The 16,552-nt window shown below is 68.8% G+C and carries 13 protein-coding genes and 1 riboswitch; of the genes, 3 read left to right on the top strand and 10 right to left on the bottom strand.

From position 1 onward, the window contains the following. Genes ACQP1V_RS30380 through ACQP1V_RS30360 form a run of 5 tightly spaced genes read right to left on the bottom strand, consistent with a single transcriptional unit; the run spans position 1 to position 5,968 of the window. A complete protein-coding gene (locus ACQP1V_RS30380; protein ID WP_433413439.1) occupies positions 1-1,029 on the bottom strand; it encodes an ABC transporter ATP-binding protein in 1,029 nt (342 codons plus the stop codon). Next, on the bottom strand, positions 1,029-2,087 hold the full coding sequence (locus ACQP1V_RS30375; protein ID WP_387408786.1) for an ABC transporter ATP-binding protein: 1,059 nt from the start codon (positions 2,085-2,087) through the stop codon (positions 1,029-1,031). Before ACQP1V_RS30375 ends, ACQP1V_RS30380 begins: the two co-directional genes overlap by 1 nt. Positions 2,088-2,097: 10 nt before the next feature. Continuing rightward, positions 2,098-3,078: an ABC transporter permease gene (locus tag ACQP1V_RS30370; protein ID WP_433413438.1), complete on the bottom strand. Its 981-nt coding sequence runs from the start codon at positions 3,076-3,078 to the stop codon at positions 2,098-2,100. Positions 3,079-3,133: 55 nt separating this feature from the next. After that, positions 3,134-4,924, bottom strand: coding sequence for an ABC transporter substrate-binding protein (locus tag ACQP1V_RS30365; RefSeq protein ID WP_387408788.1), 1,791 nt, complete (start codon positions 4,922-4,924; stop codon positions 3,134-3,136). 36 nt (positions 4,925-4,960) lie between these two features. Next, positions 4,961-5,968, bottom strand: coding sequence for an ABC transporter permease (locus tag ACQP1V_RS30360; protein ID WP_433413437.1), 1,008 nt, complete (start codon positions 5,966-5,968; stop codon positions 4,961-4,963). Between the two features lie 808 nt (positions 5,969-6,776). On the opposite strand from ACQP1V_RS30360, the gene ACQP1V_RS30355 reads away from it, so the two are divergent. Then, the gene (locus tag ACQP1V_RS30355; RefSeq protein ID WP_387408790.1) at positions 6,777-7,028 is read left to right on the top strand and encodes a hypothetical protein; all 252 of its coding nucleotides are present in this window, start codon (positions 6,777-6,779) and stop codon (positions 7,026-7,028) included. 80 nt (positions 7,029-7,108) lie between these two features. On the opposite strand, the gene ACQP1V_RS30350 is transcribed toward ACQP1V_RS30355, so the two are convergent. The 5 genes from ACQP1V_RS30350 to ACQP1V_RS30330 form a co-directional block, all read right to left on the bottom strand. After that, entirely contained in the window at positions 7,109-8,107 is a 999-nt protein-coding gene (locus tag ACQP1V_RS30350) for an ABC transporter ATP-binding protein (RefSeq protein ID WP_387408791.1), read from the bottom strand. Beyond that, the gene (locus ACQP1V_RS30345; RefSeq protein ID WP_433413435.1) at positions 8,104-9,186 is read right to left on the bottom strand and encodes an ABC transporter ATP-binding protein; all 1,083 of its coding nucleotides are present in this window, start codon (positions 9,184-9,186) and stop codon (positions 8,104-8,106) included. Before ACQP1V_RS30345 ends, ACQP1V_RS30350 begins: the two co-directional genes overlap by 4 nt. Next, positions 9,186-10,163 carry an ABC transporter permease gene (locus tag ACQP1V_RS30340; RefSeq protein WP_387408793.1) on the bottom strand — a complete coding sequence of 326 codons (978 nt, stop codon included), beginning with the start codon at positions 10,161-10,163 and terminating at the stop codon, positions 9,186-9,188. The genes ACQP1V_RS30345 and ACQP1V_RS30340 overlap by 1 nt, the downstream gene beginning before the upstream one ends. Positions 10,164-10,182: 19 nt before the next feature. Then, positions 10,183-11,691, bottom strand: a complete 1,509-nt coding sequence (locus ACQP1V_RS30335; protein WP_433413433.1) for an ABC transporter permease — start codon at positions 11,689-11,691, stop codon at positions 10,183-10,185. A 198-nt stretch (positions 11,692-11,889) separates the two neighbouring features. Then, entirely contained in the window at positions 11,890-13,632 is a 1,743-nt protein-coding gene (locus ACQP1V_RS30330; protein ID WP_433413432.1) for an ABC transporter family substrate-binding protein, read from the bottom strand. A gap of 369 nt (positions 13,633-14,001) precedes the next feature. Between ACQP1V_RS30330 and ACQP1V_RS30325 the strand changes: the two genes are divergently transcribed. Then, positions 14,002-14,946, top strand: coding sequence for an oxygenase MpaB family protein (locus tag ACQP1V_RS30325; protein ID WP_433413431.1), 945 nt, complete (start codon positions 14,002-14,004; stop codon positions 14,944-14,946). Between the two features lie 110 nt (positions 14,947-15,056). Next, a riboswitch (FMN riboswitch) is annotated at positions 15,057-15,214 on the top strand. A gap of 143 nt (positions 15,215-15,357) precedes the next feature. Beyond that, positions 15,358-16,551: a bifunctional diaminohydroxyphosphoribosylaminopyrimidine deaminase/5-amino-6-(5-phosphoribosylamino)uracil reductase RibD gene (gene ribD, locus ACQP1V_RS30320; RefSeq protein WP_433413429.1), complete on the top strand. Its 1,194-nt coding sequence runs from the start codon at positions 15,358-15,360 to the stop codon at positions 16,549-16,551. Position 16,552: the final 1 nt, after the last annotated feature.

The following is a 16,552-nucleotide window of genomic DNA, read 5'->3' as shown; positions in this document are numbered from 1 at the left end:
TCAGGCGAGAGCGGGGTCGAGCACCACGTCCTCGCCGTGCGTCGTGGGCGCCTCGGGGAAGTGGCAGGCGGTGAGGTGGCCCTCGCGGTTCCCGGCGAGCTGGAGCAGCGGTGGCGCCTCTGTGGCGCACCGCTCCTGGGCCTTCCAGCAGCGGGTGCGGAACCGGCAGCCGGTGGGCGGGTTGATCGGGGACGGCACGTCGCCCGCGAGCCGGATGCGCTGGCGCGGCGTCTCGTCCACCGTGGCCTCGGGGACGGCCGACAGCAGCGCGTGCGTGTACGGGTGCCGGGGCCGCGTGTAGATCGACGCGCGGTCACCGACCTCCACGACCTTGCCCAGATACATGACCGCCACGCGCTGGGAGAAGTGCCGGACCACGGCCAGGTCGTGCGCGATGAACAGGAACGCGATCCCGAGGTCGCGCTGGAGCTCCTGGAGCAGGTTGATGACCTGGGCCTGGATGGAGACGTCCAGCGCGGAGACCGGCTCGTCCGCGATGATCAGCTTGGGGTTCAGCGAGAGCGCCCGGGCGATGCCGATGCGCTGCCGCTGGCCGCCGGAGAACTCGTGCGGGAACCGGTTGTAGTGCTCGGGGTTGAGCCCGACGGTCTCCAGCAGCTCCCTGACCCGATTCTCGTGGCCGCCGGGCGGGTTGATGCCGTTGATCCGCATCGGGCCGCTGATGATCGTGCCCACCGTCTGGCGCGGGTTCAGCGAGCTGTACGGGTCCTGGAAGATCATCTGAATCTCGGGCCGGACCGGCTTCAGCGCCCGCCGGGAGGCGTGGCTGATGTCCTCGCCCCGGTAGAGCACCTTGCCGAAGGTCGGCTCGTACAGCCGGGCGGCCAGCCGGCCGAGGGTGGACTTGCCGCAGCCCGACTCGCCGACCAGGCCGACCGCCTCGCCCTCGCCGATCTTGAGGTCGACGCCGTCCACCGCGTGGACGTTGCCCACCTGGCGTTTCACGATGAAGCCGCCCATCACCGGGAAGTACTTGGTGAGCCCCTTGAGCTCCAGCAGCGGTTGCATCAGCGGCCTTCCATGAGCTGGGTGAAGATCTCCTGCTTCTGCGTCAGGGTGAGATAGCACGCGTCGCCGTGCCCGTGCTCCGGCGACAGCTCCGGAAGCTCCGTGGAGCACAGGTCGGGGCCGACCTGGTTGCGATAGTCGCAGCGGGGGTGGAAGCGGCAGCCGGGGGGCGGGGTGAGCAGGCTCGGCGGCGTCCCGCGCACCGGCTTGAGCGGCACGTCCACGGACGAGCCGAGCCGCGGGGCCGAGGACAGCAGCCCCCAGGTGTACGGGTGCCGGGGCGTGCCGAGGACCTCGCGCACCGTGCCGCGCTCGGCGGCCCGGCCGGCGTACATCACCAGCACGTTGTGCGCCGCCTGGGCGACCACGCCGAGGTCGTGCGTGATCAGGATGATGGCGGTGCCCATCTGGTCCTGGAGGTCCTTGAGCAGGTCGAGGATCTGCGCCTGGACGGTCACGTCGAGCGCGGTGGTCGGCTCGTCGGCGATGACCAGCGCGGGGTCGCAGACCAGCGCCATCGCGATCATCACGCGTTGCCGCATGCCACCGGAGAAGTGGTGGGGGTAGTCGTCCACCCGGACCCGGGCGTTGGGGATGCCGACGCGTTCGAGCATCTCGACCGCCCGGTCGCGCGCCTCGCGCTTGCTCGCGCCCTTGTGTTTGCGGTACACCTCGCCGATCTGCCGGCCGACGGTGTGGAACGGCGACAGCGCGGTCAGCGGGTCCTGGAAGATCATGGCGATGCGGTTGCCGCGCAGCCGCTCCAGGGTGCCGCGGCTCGCACCGACCAGCTCCTGGTCCTCGAACCAGATCTCGCCGCGGATCTCGGCCTGCTCGCTGCTGTGCAGCCCGAGGATCGTCAGGTTGGTCACGGATTTGCCGGAGCCGGACTCGCCGACGATGCCGAGGGTGGTGCCCTTCTCGACCTCGAAGGAGAGCCCGTCCACCGCTTTGACGACCCCGTCCTCTGTCTGGAAGGAGACGTGCAGGTCCTGGACGGACAGGAACGAGTCGCTCCGGCGGCCCCGGCCGGTCTCGGTGATCGTGACGGCGGTCAAGCGATGGCTCCTAGCTGAGGCGGACGCGCGGGTCGATGACGGCGTAGAGCGCGTCGACGATGACGTTGAAGACGACGATCGCGGCGGCGGCGAGCAGGACGGTGGCCATCAGCATCGGCAGGTCGTCGTTGTTGACCGACTGGATCGACAGGCGGCCGATGCCCTGGAGGCTGAAGGTCGTCTCGGTGATGATCGCGCCGCCGATGAGGCTGGCGAGGTCGATGCCGAAGATCGTCGCGATGGGGGTGAGCGTGCCGCGCAGCGCGAACCGCAGCACGACCGTCCGCGCGGACATGCCCTTCGCGCGTGCCGTGCGGACGTAGTCCTCGCTGAGCTGCTCCACCATGGTCGAGCGGGTCATGCGGGTGTAGTTGGCGGTGAAGATGATCGCCAGGACGATCCACGGCAGCAGCAGGCCGTACGCCCAGCCGATCGGGTCCTCGGTGATCGGCACGTAGCGGGGCCGTTCGATGATCTGCCACTGGAAGACGAGGAAGTACATGGCGAGGGTGCCGATGAAGTAGATCTGCACCGACGCGCCGATCAGGGACGACACGCTGGCGATCTTGTCGAGCGCCTTGCCCTGGTTCAGTGCGGCGATGATGCCGGTGCCGACGCCGAAGAACAGGAAGACGACCGCCGCGCCGACGGTCAGCGAGAGCGTCACCGGCAGCCGGTCGACGATCGTGCCGAAGACCGGCTCCTGGTTCACGAACGAATAGCCCAGGCAGGGGGCCGGGCAGTGCCCCAGCCCTTCGTATTCGCGGCCGACGAAGATCCCGGAGACCCACTCGACGAACTGGACGAAGATCGGCTGGTCCAGGCCGAGGTTGTGCCTCGCCTGGACGAGGGTCTCGGGCGGGCAGACCTTGCCGCAGGCGAGCCGGGCGGGGTCGCCCGGCACGGCGAAGAAGAGGAAGAACGTCACGGCGGAGACGATCAACAAGATGAACGCCGCGCTGAGACCTCTGCGAGTCAGGAAACGAAGCACCGGAGCTCCTGTGCGGGGCTCCGGGGCGCCTCGTGAGGCGCCCCGGAGACGTGGCCTACTGCTGCTTCACGAAGATGGTGTTCGGGGAGACGACCCAGCTGATCGGGTCGATCTCGGCGCCGCCGATCAGCGAGCCGTGCAGGGAGTTGGCGATGCTGTTCACGTCGGGGATCAGCGGCGTCACCTTCTCCATGATGGTCTTGTCGAGGGCGCCCCAGGCCTTGTTCGCCTCGTCGGCGTCGCTCATGCCCTGGATGCGCTTGATCTCCGCCTGGATCTCCGGGTCCTTGAAGTGGGAGACGTTCTGCCCGCCCTCGACGACCGGGCCGAAGATCACCGGGAAGACCGTGGCCGCGTTGGGCCAGTCGGCGCCCCAGCCGCCCCAGTACATGTCGAACCCGTTATCGATCTTGGTAATCGAGTCGTACCAGGTCTTCGGGTTGAGCGGCTTGGCGACGACCTTGATGCCGGCCTTCTCCAGCCCGGCCTTGATCGCGACGGTGATGCGCTCCTGGACCGGAGTCTGGTTGTAGGCGTACACGATGGTCGGGTGCGGGTTGCTCGACTGCGCGAGCAGCTCCTTCGCCTTCTCGACGTCACCCTCGGGCTTGGCCTTCTTGTTGAAGAGGTCGTACTCCTGGTAGCCCGCCAGAGTGGGGTTGAGGATCGTGGTGGAGATCACCGAGGAGACCGGGCCGCCTCCGATCTGCTGGAGCTGCTTGGCCGGCCACGCGTAGTTGATCGCCTGGCGGATCTTGATGTCCTTCACCCGGTCGAGGTTGAAGTAGTAGTAGTCCGCGTACGGTGACGGCTGGCTCATCAGGCGCGGCTTGAAGGCCGGGTCGGACAGCACCTGCTGGAGCCGCTCCGGCGCGACCTGCCGGTAGAAGCTGAACGTCTTCTTGTCGTCACCCGCGTCGGCGATGAACCGGTCGGTGGCCTGGAGGTTCTGGTAGCCGAACTCCATGTGCCACTTGTCCGGATACGCGCCGCGGATCGGGTCGGTGGCCGGGTCCCAGTTCGGGTTCCGCTCCAGATCCATCGACTTGTCCGTGACGTGGTTGACGATGATGTACGGGCCGCTGGAGAAGGGCTCCTTGTCGTACTTCTCCTTGGTGTCCTTCGCCTTCGGGACGATGCCGTACGTCGTCATCGCCAGCGCGAAGTTCGCGTCGGCGTGCGGCTCCTTGAACTTGAATACGACGGTCTTGTCGTCGGGCGTCTCGATGTTGTCGAGGTGCTTGCCGTCGTAGGGGCCCTTGTAGGACTTCTTGTAGTTCTCCTGCGTCAGCCACTGCTGCACGTAGGGGGCGCCCTCGGTGCTGTAGGAGGCGAAGAGGCGCTCGATGGACCACTTCACGTCGCCGGAGGTGATCGGGGTGCCGTCCTGCCACTTCACGCCGTCCTTCAGCGTGAACGTCCAGGTCTTGCCGCCGTCGGAGGCCTGGCCGGTGTCGGTGGCGAGGTCGCCGACCAGCTTGTAGTCGTTCTTCGCGATCCGCTTGTAGCCGGTGAGCTGGCGGGCGTACATCAGGGCGAAGGTGCTCTCGACGTTGGTGTAGATGCGGCCCGGGTCGAGGTGGGCGTAGTCGTCGCGGTCGATCATGTTGATCGTGCCGCCCTTGACGACGCCCTCCGGCGCGATCGCGGGTCCGTTGGAGTCGTCGGCCGTGCCGATGGCGATCTTCGGCGCGGTGTCGGCGGAGGGCCCCCGGTCCGACGCGGCGCTGGACGGGTTGCCGGCGGCGGCGGGCGTTCCGCCTCCGCCGCCCTTGGCACAGGCGCCGGCGAGAGCCAGGACGCCGACGGCGAGAACGGCCACCGTCGACCGCTTTCGGATGGACATGTCACTCCTAATCTGGGGGATCTGCGGGAGACGTGGTCAGCGTCTGATCTTGGGGTCGAAGGCGTCCCGTACGGAGTCTCCGAGCAGGTTGAACGCGATGACGAAGATGAGCAGGGCGATGCCCGGGAACATCAGGTAGGTGATGTCGTCGGTGTAGACCTCGGTGCCGCGCAGGAACATGCGGCCCCAGTCCGGGGTGGGCTCGATCATGCCGACGCCCAGGAAGGACAGCGCGGCCTCGGAGGTGACGAGGGCGGGCAGCAGCAGCGTGGACTGGATCAGGATCGGGGTCCACAGGTTCGGCAGCAGTTCCTTGAAGACGATCCGGGCCGGTGATGCGCCGGTGACCTTGGCCGCCTCGACGAACTCCCGTTCGCGCAGGGAGAGCACGTTGCCACGCAGCAGACGCGCCAGCCCGGCCCAGCCGAAGATCGTCAGGAAGATGATCAGCGTGGCCGCGCGCAGCCAGACCGGCGTCTCCTCCTCGGGCTTGACCATGATGTTCTCCAGCACCGGCATGAACGCGATGATGAAGAGCGTCGAGGGGAACGACAGCAGGACGTCGATCACGCGGCCGATGAAGTAGTCGGTTCTGCCGCCCACGTAGCCGGCGACGATGCCGACCACGATGCCGATCAGCGTGGTGGCGAGCGTGGCCGTCAGGGCGATCAGCAGCGAGGTCCGGATGCCGTACACGAGCTGCATGAAGACGTCGCGGCCGAGGCCGGGCTCGATGCCGAACCAGAACTCCGAGCTGATGCCGCCGTTGGGCAGGAGCGGGAAGCCGAAGTCGTTCAGCAGGCCGGGCCGGTCCTGACCGTAGGTCGTGTACGGGTCCTTGCCGTACAGCAGGGAGATCAGCGGGGCGCCGACGGCGACCAGGATGAAGAACAGGACGATGACCGCCGAGATCATGCCTGTCGGGTCCCGGCGGAAGCGCCGCCACATGAGCTGGCCGGGGGACCGGCCGACCAGGCTTCCGCCGGGCGCGGCGGGTGCGATCGCCGTTGTCGGTTCTGCGGTGGTCTCTGAAGGGATCGTCATCGCGCAGGAGCTCCCGAGAGGGACATCAAAGGTCGGCAGAAATCCCGACTTGAGGGAACTTTGGCAAGTTATTTTCCGTAGGTCAATGAGACGACGGGCGCCATTTATTTCTTGCTTGGTTCGTGCCTCAAAGTAAATCACCTTGTGTTGAGGCAAGGCGTTGACCTGGACGGATGGGAGGGCGACCATGTCGACTATACGTATGCGCCCGTGTCACGATTCTGTGACACAATCCGGACAGTATCGCGGCGCAATATGTCGGATAACGCGACTTTCGGGAATTGTCGCGGTCGGAACTTGGTGATTTAACCGCAATTTCGGGCGGCCCCTTTTTGGGCTCGGCGCCGCGTGGTGGCCGGGTGGCCCGGGCTCGCGAGTGTGCTGACCGCAACCGCTCACCGGGGTCGGGGGGGCGCAGCCGGGGCGGAGTGAAGGCCCCATGAGAGAGGGCCGCGGGTTCCCTCAGGCGAAGCGACCGACCCGGCCGAGGTCCGTGGACGTCCCGCGAGGGGGGCTGGAGCGTAGGTATGAAAGAAGTGTTTGACACTTCAAATCGTCAAAGATAGCTTTGACATATGCGAGACACCGACCCTCGCGCCATGCGGGCGATGGCGAACCCGCTGAGACTGGATCTGCTCGACTTGCTGGCCCGGGTCGGACCCGCCACGGCGGCGAGCTGCGCGCGGCACCGAAAAGGACGGCCCCGAGAAGGACGCCGGGACGGAGTGACCCGCCGGCGCAGCCCCGCGGGCGAGGCGAGGCGAGACGCGCCGCGGCCGCTCTCATCCACCCCTGAACGAGAGAGCAGATGAGCACGATGGACGACATGCGGAAGGCCGCCGAGATGGGGCTGGCCGACATCAACCGGGCCCACGCCGAGCTCGTCGCGGAGACCGACCTGCGCCGCCGCCTCCGCGCGGCACGGAGCGTCCGTGCGGGCGACGACGACGATCGGATGGCGGCGAGCCTCCTCGGGGGTGTGCGCCACCGGCTGGCCGTGGTCATGCGCGGCCTGGCCGACGGCATCGACCCCCTGCCGCGCCGGGTGTGTGAGCCCTGACGCTCCGGGCGGAGACAGGACGGGCCCCCGGCCGCGTGGGGCGGCCGGGGGCCCGTGTCTGGGTCGTGTCCGGAAACTGCCTAGCCGACGGCCGTGTTGATCTCGGCGAAGTGGCAGGCCACGTGGTGGCCGTCGCCGCGGTCGGTCAGCGGGGGCTCCTCGCTGATGCAGATGCTCTGCGCCTTCCAGCAGCGGGTGCGGAACCGGCAGCCGCTCGGCGGGTCGATCGGGCTCGGCACGTCACCGGTGAGGATGATCCGCTCCCTGCGCCGCTCCACCGCCGGATCGGCCGTCGGGGCCGCCGAGAGGAGGGCCTGGGAGTACGGATGCATCGGCCGCTCGTAGAGGTCGTCGCGGTCGGCCATCTCCACGATCTTGCCCAGGTACATCACCGCGACCCGGTCCGAGATGTGCCGGACCACCGACAGGTCGTGCGCGATGAACACGTACGCGAGGCCGAGGCTGTCCTGCAGGTCCTCCAGCAGGTTCACCACGCCGGCCTGGACCGACACGTCCAGCGCGGAGACGGGCTCGTCGAGGATCAGCAGCTTCGGCTCCAGCGCCAGCGCCCGGGCGATGCCGACGCGCTGGCGCTGCCCGCCCGAGAACTCGTGCGGGTAGCGGTTGCCGTGCTCGGGGCTGAGCCCGACCATGCTGAGCAGCTCGGCGACCTTCTCCGGCCCCGTGGACTTCCACAGGCCGTGGACCTTGAGCGGCTCGGCGATGATGTCGTTGACCGGCATCGTCGGGTTGAGCGACGCGTAGGGGTCCTGGAAGACGATCTGGACGTCCCGCCGTACGGCCTGCATCTGCTTGGCCGTCATCGTGGTCAGCTCCTTGCCCTCGAACCGGACGGAGCCGGAGGTGGGCCGGTGGAGCTGCAGGATGGCGCGACCCGTCGTGGACTTGCCGCAGCCGGACTCGCCGACGACTCCGAGCGTCTCGCCCTTGTCCACCTGCAGGGAGACGCCGCTGACGGCCTGGACGTGGCCGACGACCCGGCGGATGAGGCCGGTCCCCCTGACGGGGAAGCGCATCACCAGGTCCTCGACCTGCAACAGAGGCGTGTTCTCGGTCATGAGGTCTCGCTGTTCGTGCGGAAGAACGCGGTCGGGTCCGTGGCCTCGGCCAGCTTGGGCCAGTGGTGGCAGGCGGCCAGCTGCGTGCCGCTTTCGGTCTCCGCCATGGGCGGCTCCGCCGTACGGCACTGGTCGTCGGCGAGCGGGCAGCGGGGGGAGAACGGGCAGCCTGCCGGCAGGTTGATCAGCGAGGGCGGCGTGCCCTTGATCGGCTGCAGCCGCTCGCCGGAGACGGCGGCCGACGGGATCGACCCGAGCAGACCCACCGTGTACGGCATGCGGGGCCGGGCGAAGACCTGGTCGACCTCGCCGATCTCCACCGGCTTGCCGGCGTACATGACCAGGATGCGGTGGGCCATGCCGGCGATGACGCCGAGGTCGTGCGTGATGAGCACGATCGCGGCGTCCACCGCGTCCTTGACCTCCAGCAGCTTCTCCAGGATCTGCGCCTGGACGGTCACGTCGAGCGCCGTGGTCGGCTCGTCGGCGATGATCATGTCCGGGTTGTTGATGATCGCCATGGCGATCATCGCGCGCTGCCGCATGCCGCCGGAGAACTCGTGCGGATAGCTGCGCAGCCGGGCCTCGGCCTGGGGGATCCCCACCAGGTCGAGCATCTCCTTGGCGCGGGCCAGCGCGTCCTTGCGCGGGATCAGGTCGTGGGCCAGCACCGCCTCGGCGAGCTGGTCGCCGATGGTGTGCACCGGGTTGAGCGCGGTCATCGGGTCCTGGAAGACCATGGCGATCTTGCGGCCGCGCAGCCCGCGGCGCTTGCGCTCGCTCATGGCCAGGACGTCCTCGCCCCGGTAGCGGATGCTGCCGCTGATCCTGGCGCTCTTGGGCAGCAGGCCCATGACCGCCATCGACGAGACCGACTTGCCGGAGCCGGACTCGCCGACGATGCCGAGCACCTCGCGCTCGCGCACCGTGTAGGACACCCCGCGTACGGCCTGCACGAGGCCGTCGTCGGTGGGGAAGCTGACCTGGAGGTTCTCGACCTTCAGGATCTCGGTCTCGCCGGGGCGCTTGGAGTCCGACAGGCGCCGGCCGATGTGGACACCCCGCGTGTTGGTCGTCATCAGTTGCGCACCCGGTTCTGTCGAGGATCGAAGGCGTCGCGCAGGCCGTCGCCGATGAAGTTGACCGACAGCGCGATCGCGATGATGAAGATGCCCGGCCACCAGAAGAGCCACGGCCGGGTCACCATGGCGCTGCGGTAGGTCTGGATGAGCTGTCCGAGCGAGGTGTCCGGGGGCCTGACGCCGAACCCGATGAACGACAGCGCCGTCTCCAGCAGGATGCCCGAGGAGACCGCGAGCGTGGCGCTCACGATGATCACGCCGAGCGTGTTGGGCATGATGTGCTTGAAGATGATCCGGCGCGAGGAGGTGCCGACGGCCTGCGCCGCCTCCACGAACTCCTTCTCGCGCAGCGACAGGAACTGGCCGCGCACCAGCCGGGCGACGCTGGTCCAGGTGATGACGCCGAGCATCAGGGCCAGGAAGTACGGGCCCAGGTTGCCGGCGATCTGGCCGACGACGGCGCCGATGATCAGGACCGGGATGGTGATCATCACGTCGGTGAGCCGCATCAGCGCCGACTCGATCCAGCCGCGGAAATATCCGGCCAGCGCGCCGATGACCGTGCCCACGAAGGTGGAGACGAGGCCGATGGCCAGCGCGACGATGATCGAGATCTGCGCGCCGCGCATGGTGAGGGCGAAGTAGTCCTTGCCCAGGTTGTCCTGGCCGAACGGGTGCTCGCCGAGGTGGATGCCGGAACCGCCGAGGAACTCGGGGATCACGCTGAGCGTGGGGCGTCCGCGGTCCAGGAGGGTGCCGCTGCCGGTCCACGGCTTGTCCCACCAGCCCGGGAGCGGCCCGAAGCCGATCGAGGTGAAGGCCAGGACGAAGACGAAGAGGAAAAGGGCCAGGCCGAACAGCGCACCCTTGTGCCGGAAGAACCTGCGGGTGACGAGCTGGCCCTGGGTGCGGGCGGTGACCGCCATCCCCTGCGGGGCGGCGGTGGGCTCGGCGTGCTCTGTGTTCAGTGTCATCGAAAGTGTCTCCGCTCCGTCACGACAGCCGGATGCGCGGGTCGAGGTAGGCGTAGGCGATGTCCGCGACCATGTTCCAGATCACGATGGCGGCGCCCGCGACCAGGAAGCAGCCCATGACCGGGGTGGGGTCGACCTCTTTGAGCGACTTGGTGAACATCGCGCCCAGTCCGCGCCAGCCGAAGACGTGCTCGGTGACGACCGCACCGCTGAACACCCCGGCGAAGTCGAGCGCGAGGATCGTGGTGATGGGGATCATCCCGTTGCGGAACGCGTGCTTGATGATCACCGTGCGCTCCGGCAGGCCCTTCGCGCGCGCGGTGCGGACGTAGTCCTGGTTCATCACCTCGAGCATGCTGGCCCTGCTGTACCGGGAGTGGCCGGCCAGGCCGATCAGGATGAGCGCCAGCGTGGGCAGCAGCAGGTGCATCGCCGAGTCCAGCGAGACGTGCCAGAAGTCGCCCGTGTAGTTGGGGGTCTCCGACCCGATCGTGGCGACGGGGCGGTTGCGCACCGAGACGGTGTAGCTGTGCCACGCCTGCAGGATCCGGTCCACGAAGATCAGGCCGCCGGTGAGCAGTCCGCTGAAGACGGCCAGCGGGATGGCCTGGCGGCGCAGCAGCCCGCCCAGCGTGTGGCCGAGCACCCAGCTCACGACGATCGTGAGGAGGGCGAGCCCCAGGATGGAGAGCAGGTTCGCGTCGGAGAGCACCGGCTGGAGCGGCTGGTACAGCAGGGCGCCCACTCCGGCGCTGGCCAGCGCCGCGTACATCGGCTGGAGGTTCTCCCAGCCGGCGACCAGCGCGCTCGCGCCCGCCGCGGCGGCCAGCGACACCACGAGGATGAAGGGGAAGCCGAGGCCGGGGTCGGCGAACCAGTGGCTCGCGGACAGGGCGTACAGGACGACGGCGGTGACGGCGAAGCCGATGGCGAAGGTGGTGAGCTTCCCCTTCCACCGGCCCTTGTAGATCGAGGCCCAGACCAGCCCGGCGAACACGGCGACGAGCCCGATGACCCAGAGCGGGATCACGGGGTCGCGCAGCCAGTCGTTGAACTCGATCGCCATGTACTGCTTGAGCATCGTCGCCACCCAGAAAACCGGTAGCGAGAAGCAGACGAACGCTGCGAAAGTGATCCCGTGGTCGAAGCTGCTGTACTGACGCAGCGCGGAGACGACACCGATCATGATGCCGATGAAGGCGCCGAGCAGGGTCGCGATCACGACGAGCTGGAGCGTGGCGGTGGTCGCCAGGGCGAGCTGGGAGCTCACGGCGTGCCCGCTCTTGTCGACGCCGAGGTCGCCTCGGAAGAGGTCGGTCAGCCAGCCGAAATAGCGGACCGGGATCGGCACGTCGAGTCTCAGGGACTTGATACGGGCCGCCATCTGCGCCTGCGCCTGCGGAGTCGACTGCTCACGCAGGTCGGCGAGCGGGTCCCCCGACAGGGCGACCAGGACGAACATGATGAAAGTCGCGGCGAGCAGAACGAGGCTTGATATGGCCAGCCGCCGCGCGATGAATGCGAGCATTCCCCCGACCTCCTGCGGTGACGGGCCGGCCATGGAGGGGTGTCGGGGCGCGACCCGGGTAGGTCGGGCGCCGCCGCGCCCGCCCGGGGTGAGGCAGAGCGGCGGCCCCGTGTAGATCAGATGTGAGAGTGCCGCCAGGCACCGCTCGGGGCCGGGCGCATACCCGGCCCCGAGGGCGTCAGACGGTCAGTGGGCCTACTACTGGATGGCCCACTCGTGCATGTTCCAGGTGACGGAGGCCTGGGAGGCGTTCGGCACGACGTTCTGGACGTTCTCGCTCCAGGCCGTCAGTGCCGGCTGCGAGTAGAGCGGGATGCTCATCAGGTCGTCCCAGAGGGTCTTCTCGACCTGCTTGACGAGGTCGACCGTCTTGGTGGGGTCGGTCTCGCTGAGGATCTGGTCGAGGACCTTGTCGAGCTCCTTGTTGGAGTAGCAGCCCTTGTTGTTGCCCTTGCCGGACGGGGTGCACTTCTCGACGGTGTGGTAGGTGGAGGTCCAGCCGCTGTTGAGGGCCGAGCCCGACCAGCCGAAGAGCGCCACGTCGAAGTTGCCGTTGGCGAGGTCGCCGCCGTCGGCGAAGAACTTCTCGCTGCCGGTGTCGACGATGTCGAAGCCGGCCTGGTCACACGAGGCCTTGATCAGCTCGACGACCTGGGTGCGGCGCGGGTTCGGCTGGTTGTAGCCGATCCGGACCTTCAGCTTGCCCTTGCCGGACTCGGAGAGCAGCTTCTTGGAGGCCTCGATGTCGACGGTGTTCCACTTGTCGCCGCCCGCGAAGGCCACCGTGTCGGCGTACTGCGGCTGGAACCCGACGACGTTGCGCACGTCCAGCGTCTGGGCCTCAGGGTTCTGCGGCTTGATCAGGTTGTCGACGATCTGCTGACGCGGCACGCAGAGCGCGAGCGCCTTGCGCAGGTTCGGGTCCTTGAACGGGCCCTTGTTGAAGTTGAAGGTCAGGTGGTCGTACAGGAACTGGTCACCCGTCTTGACCGTGACGCCGTTCAGGCCCCCGAGCTGGGCGACGACGTCCGGGTTCGACTGCGGCTCGATGATGTTGGTCTCACCGTTCTGCAGCGCCTGGACCTGCTCGTCCTGCGGGATGAAGCGGATGACGACCTTGGCCGCCTTGGCCGGCTCGCCCCAGTACTTCTCGTTCCTGGCCAGGGTGATGGACTGGCCGGGGGAGTAGGAGTCGATCACGAACGGGCCGTTCGAGGGCATGAGCTTCTTGTCCGGCATCTTGCCGTTGAACAGCCAGCCCTTGTTGTAGAACTCGGCGGCCTTCTTCAGCTTGGCCTTGTCGCCCTTCTTGATGGCGTCGACGAACTCCTCGACGGTGAGCCCGCCCTGCTCGGCGACGATGTGCGCCGGCATGGTCAGGACATCGAGGGCTTCCCAGTCGACGAAGGGCTGCTTGTACTTGAGCGTGATCTCCTTGTCGCCGACCTTGCAGTCGGGCAGCTCGACCCGGCCCCACTGGTCGGTGCTGATGTAGGAGAAGTCCGTGAACTTGCCCGAGCCGGTCGCCCACGTGAGCATCACGTCGGCACAACCGAGGTCGGCGCCGTCGGACCAGACAGACTTCGGGTTGAGGGTGTACTTGACCGTCAGCGGGTCGTCGGAGACCTTCTCGTAGGTGGCGACCTCGGTGTTGCGCCGCACGCCACCCTCGGTGCTGTAGCCCCACACGTCCTGCAGGACCCGGTTGGAGACCACGATGTGGTTCTGCGAGGAGTACTCCTCGGCGGTGTAACCGTTGTAGGAGTTCAGCTCCTGCTCGAAGGCGTGGGTGACGGTGGTGTCGGCGGCGGCGGGGGCGCTGCTCGCAGACCCGGACTCGTTGGCGGCGGGCTTGTCCTCACCGCTGGCGCATGCGGTCAGCAGGATCGCCGCTCCGGTGGCGACTGCGAGGAACCTTCCGGTCCTCCGTGCGTATGACACGAATTTTCTCCTCAAAGGCATGAGCTGTCACAACTCTCCCGGATAACTAGCACCTTTTCGATTCTTGACGGAAGGGGGAGGTAACAGAACGTTGCGGATCTGATGCCTGAATCACACCGCCTTGTTGGGTTTGTCATGATCTATCACGACTCGATCGTCGCAGCTCACGGGATCGTGACGTGATCATGACAGAACCAAGACATTTTGACTTATGGTGTTAGATTTTCGGATTTAGTGTGGTGTCGTGGTCCACGCGGGGTACCTACCGGAGGCCGATCGCGGCGGCCGCCCGGGGGCGCGGTCCCGTCTTCGGCATCCTCGGTGTTCTCGGTGTTCTCGGTGTTCTCGGCACGGCGGCAGGAGGCCGGCATGGGCGGCAGCAGCGGCACGGGCGTCCGGGCGGGCGGCAAGAGCGAGGTCGGCAAGAGCGAGGTCGGCACGGGCAAAGTCGGCACGGGCAAGGGCAGGCGGAGCTCGGCCGGGCGGCACGCCGATCACGGCATCTTCGGTCCCGAGTCGGTGACCTGGCGGGTGATGGGCGAGCCGATCCTCATGGTCGGCGGCTTCCGGGCGCTGCTCATGCAGGGCCTGCACCCGCGCGCCATGCGCGGTGTCCTGCAGAACTCCGCGCTCCTCGACCCCGCCGAGGCCTGGGCCCGGTTCCAGCGCACGACCGACTTCGTCCGCGTGCGGACCTTCGGGACCACGGCCGAGGTGGCCGCCGCCGGAGCCCGGGTGCGTCGCATTCACGCCGCGTTGACGGCGTTCGACCCGGACCGGGACGAGCGGTTCCGGCTCGACGACCCCGACGCGCTGCGCTGGGTCCACGTCGGCGAGGTCGACTCCTATCTGTCGGTCGCCCGCCGCGCGGGCGTCTCGCTGAGCGACGCCGACGCCGACCGGTTCGTGGCCGAGTGGCGGCGCGCCGCCGAGGTCGTCGGGCTGCGGCCGGACGACGTGCCCGGAACGCTCGCCGAGCTGCGCGACTATATGGAGGAGCGGCGGCCGGACCTCTACTTCGTCCCCGAGGCGTCGCACCCACTGCTGCTGGCGCTCAACGCGCCGCTGCCGCTGCGCCTGGCCCCGCTCAGGGCCGCGCTTCCGATGATCATGGCGCTCGCGTTCGCGTCGCTGCCCCGATGGGCGCGCCGCCTGTACGGCCTGCCCGCCACGCCGATCGGTGACCTGTGGGCGAGCGCCACGCTCAGGACGCTGCACCGGGGCCTCGGCCTGGTGCCCGCACAGATGCGCTACTCGCCCGCCGCGCTCAGGGCCAGGGAGGCCGTCGCCGCGTACGACGCGCTCCGCGCCTGACTCGAACCCCCTTGGGGGGCGGGTTGGGCGCGGTTTGCCGGGCCATGGCAGACTGATAAGCGGGAGCGAACCCGGAACTCGGGTCCGCGACCGTTCATAAGACAAAGAGCAAGCGTGCTCCGGGGTCGGTGAAATTCCGAACCGGCGGTGACATCCGTCCCCTCTCGGGGACGCGGTGAAGTCCGCGACCCGGCCGAAGCCATCGGCCGGTGGACCTGGTGTGATTCCAGGACCGACGGTCATAGTCCGGATGGGAGGAAGCGCGCGAACGGGAGACAGCCGTCTTTCGGCGGTCCGGCGTAGCCGGGCTGGCCGGCGGCGTACGCCACCCGTGCGACGTGGCCCATGTGGCCGCGTCCTTTCCACACCCCGGGGCCCGCCTGGCGACACAGGCGAGGAGGACTGACCGGGGTGAGCGAGCAAATCCCCGCGCGTGCCGATGCGGCGCTTCCCACGGCCCCCGACGACGCGGCCCCCGGGGATGTGCCGCACATGCGGCGGGCCGTCGAGCTCGCGGCCCGCGGCCTCGGCACCACCAGCCCCAACCCCGTGGTCGGCTGCGTCGTGCTCGACGCCGCCTCCGCCGTCGTGGGCGAGGGCTTCCACGCCTACGCCGGAGGGCCCCATGCCGAGGTCGTCGCGCTGCGCGAGGCGGGGGATCGGGCCCGGGGCGGCACCGCCTACGTGACCCTGGAGCCGTGCAGCCACACCGGCCGGACCGGCCCCTGCGTGCAGGCGCTGCTCGACGCGGGCGTCGCCCGGGTCGTGGTCGCCGTCGCGGACCCCAACCCCGTGGCCGCCGGAGGCGTCGAACGGCTCAGGGAGCGCGGTGTCCGGGTCGACGTCGGCGTGCTGGCCGAGGAGGCCGAGCGGGGCAACACCGCCTGGCTCACCTCCGTCCGGGCCCGCCGGCCGTACGTGACCTGGAAGTTCGCGGCCACGCTCGACGGCAGGTCGGCGGCGCGGGACGGCACCAGCAAGTGGATCACCTCCGCCGAGGCCCGCGCCGACGTCCACCGGCTGCGCGGCGAGTGCGACGCGATCGTGGCGGGGATCGGCACGGTCCTCGCCGACGACCCCCTGCTCACCGTCCGGATGTCCGAGGGAGCCGGCCCCGAGCGGGCGCCGCTGCGCGTCGTCGTCGACTCGGCCGCGCGCACGCCGCGGGCGGCCCGCGTCCTGTCGGGGCCGGCGCCCACCCTGGTCGCGGTGGCCGCCGACACCGCCGTGCCGGCGCACCTCGCCGACGTCGTACGGCTGCCGCGCACGCCGTACGGGCTGGACCTGCGCGTGCTCCTGGAGGAGCTGCGCCGGCGGCAGATCGTGAGCGTGCTCGTGGAGGGCGGGCCGCGGCTGGCCGGGTCCTTCGTCAGAGAGGGCCTGGTGGACCGGGTCGTCGGCTATCTCGCCCCGGCGCTGCTGGGGGCGGGGGCGGCGGCGCTCGGCCCGGCCGGTGTCGCCACGATCGCCGACATCCACCGCTTCGAAATCGAAGATGTCACCCCCATCGGGCCGGACCTGCGGGTCGTGCTCCGCCCCGGAGCCTCCCCGGGCTCCGGGGACGCCGCCGCGTCCCACCGGTCGGCACCATCGAAGGAGAACTGAG

Source organism: Microtetraspora malaysiensis (assembly GCF_050947145.1).
Taxonomy (GTDB): domain Bacteria; phylum Actinomycetota; class Actinomycetes; order Streptosporangiales; family Streptosporangiaceae; genus Microtetraspora_A; species Microtetraspora_A malaysiensis.
Note: the sequence above shows the minus strand (reverse complement) of the source record. Positions and strands in the feature narration are given on the sequence as shown.

What these genes read in the sequence shown, in the direction of transcription:
- ACQP1V_RS30355 (WP_387408790.1), top strand. Translation starts at nt 6,777, where the DNA reads ATGAGCACGATGGACGACATGCGGAAGGCCGCCGAGATGGGGCTGGCC.
- ACQP1V_RS30340 (WP_387408793.1), bottom strand. Translation starts at nt 10,163, where the DNA reads ATGACACTGAACACAGAGCACGCCGAGCCCACCGCCGCCCCGCAGGGG.
- ACQP1V_RS30325 (WP_433413431.1), top strand. Translation starts at nt 14,002, where the DNA reads ATGGGCGGCAGCAGCGGCACGGGCGTCCGGGCGGGCGGCAAGAGCGAG.
- ACQP1V_RS30350 (WP_387408791.1), bottom strand. Translation starts at nt 8,107, where the DNA reads ATGACCGAGAACACGCCTCTGTTGCAGGTCGAGGACCTGGTGATGCGC.
- ACQP1V_RS30335 (WP_433413433.1), bottom strand. Translation starts at nt 11,691, where the DNA reads ATGCTCGCATTCATCGCGCGGCGGCTGGCCATATCAAGCCTCGTTCTG.
- ACQP1V_RS30365 (WP_387408788.1), bottom strand. Translation starts at nt 4,924, where the DNA reads ATGTCCATCCGAAAGCGGTCGACGGTGGCCGTTCTCGCCGTCGGCGTC.
- ACQP1V_RS30360 (WP_433413437.1), bottom strand. Translation starts at nt 5,968, where the DNA reads ATGACGATCCCTTCAGAGACCACCGCAGAACCGACAACGGCGATCGCA.
- ACQP1V_RS30380 (WP_433413439.1), bottom strand. Translation starts at nt 1,029, where the DNA reads ATGCAACCGCTGCTGGAGCTCAAGGGGCTCACCAAGTACTTCCCGGTG.
- ACQP1V_RS30345 (WP_433413435.1), bottom strand. Translation starts at nt 9,186, where the DNA reads ATGACGACCAACACGCGGGGTGTCCACATCGGCCGGCGCCTGTCGGAC.